Annotated in this window: 1 protein-coding gene; it reads right to left on the reverse strand. The window is 60.3% G+C overall.

Going from position 1 to position 1331, the window contains the following annotated elements; translation table 11 throughout:
* Window positions 1-283: 283 nt before the first annotated feature.
* A complete protein-coding gene (locus NMG80_RS35905) occupies window positions 284-1321 on the reverse strand; it encodes an IS110 family RNA-guided transposase (protein ID WP_254022526.1) in 1038 nt (345 codons plus the stop codon).
* Between the last annotated feature and the right edge of the window lie 10 nt (window positions 1322-1331).

The following is a 1331-nucleotide window of genomic DNA, read 5'->3' on the forward strand; positions in this document are numbered from 1 at the left end:
CTTCTCTATTCGGCGTGTTGAGGTCAAGCGCTGCGCTACCGAGCCTTTCAGTGTCTCCGGCATTTTGACGTCTTTCGCAGGGCCTTGCTTCTCTCCGGGATCGGCGTTTCGCCCTCCCAGTATGGGGTCAGGAGAATGAGGCGGCACAATCTACCAAGCGTCTTGATTGCATGTTGCAATCGGTACGAGTGTCTCAGCGAACTCGCCTCATCCATCGTCCTGCGAAGGACATCCGTCCGCCGGTGGCGGAACTCTCTATCTCTCTCCTTCCCGGCCTTCTAGATCAGATGGCTGACGCCATGATTTCCCGCGTCCAGCGGAACTCGGTGCGGTCCAGCCACATGCGATGCATGATGACTGCCAGACGACGTGCGAGCGCGACAATTGCTTTGCGCATCCCGCGCCGCTTGGCGACGTTCATCGCCCAGGCCTTGAGCCACGACCATTTCGTCACGCGAGTCATCAGCGTTTGGGCGGCCTCATAGAGCAGCGTCCGCATCATGCCGTCCCCGCACAGGGATATGCATCCAACGCGCTTGCTTTCCCCGGACTCGTTGAGCTTCGGCGTCAGTCCCAGGATGGGCCCCACCGCCTTGGAGTTTCTGAACCGCTGCGGGATGTCGATTGTCGCCGCATAGGCGAGCGCCACAACGGGGCCGACACCGGGAACCGTCATCAAGCGCCGGCAGGTCGCATCATTCCTGGCGATCGTGAGCACTTTTTTGTGCAGGAGAACAGATTCGGCCCGCAGCTTCCGCCGCGCGGCCAGCAGCGATTCCATGATCTCTTCGAGATCGGGCATGCCTTCGACGAGCTCGCGAATGCGCTCCTCAAACTTCACAGTTCCCACAGCACCGACCTTGAGACCAAAGTTGCGCAGAAGACCGCGGATATCGTTTTCGATAGCGATCGCTTTCCCCTGTAGCAGCTTGCGGGCAGTCAAGAGTGCCCGCCGTTTCTGGCTCGTGAGCGTCTTCACATGCACCGGGCGGTACAGGTTGACCCGCATCATCTGCGCGATGCCGCGCGCATCATTGCGATCCGTCTTGTTCGGCTGCGCCTTCAGGAACGCTTTCACATGGCGCGTCTCGATGCAGATGACCGGCAACCCGGCACTCGACAGCCCCTCGAAAAGCCATTGCGACAAGGGCCCGGCCTCAAGGCCGACCCGTTCAATGTTCAAGGCAGGATCCTTCAGGACGGCGAGGAGATCGTCGGGGTGGCTGACGACCTTCACCTCGCGGCAGATCTTGCCGGATTCATCGACAATGCAAACGGCGGTCTCTTTCACCGCGACATCGAGCCCGATAAAGTGCTTCATGCTGCGCTTC

The sequence above is a fragment of the Mesorhizobium escarrei genome (genome assembly GCF_935825525.1).
GTDB classification, from domain to species: domain Bacteria; phylum Pseudomonadota; class Alphaproteobacteria; order Rhizobiales; family Rhizobiaceae; genus Mesorhizobium; species Mesorhizobium escarrei.

What these genes read in the sequence shown, in the direction of transcription:
- NMG80_RS35905 (WP_254022526.1), bottom strand. Translation starts at nt 1,321, where the DNA reads ATGAAGCACTTTATCGGGCTCGATGTCGCGGTGAAAGAGACCGCCGTT.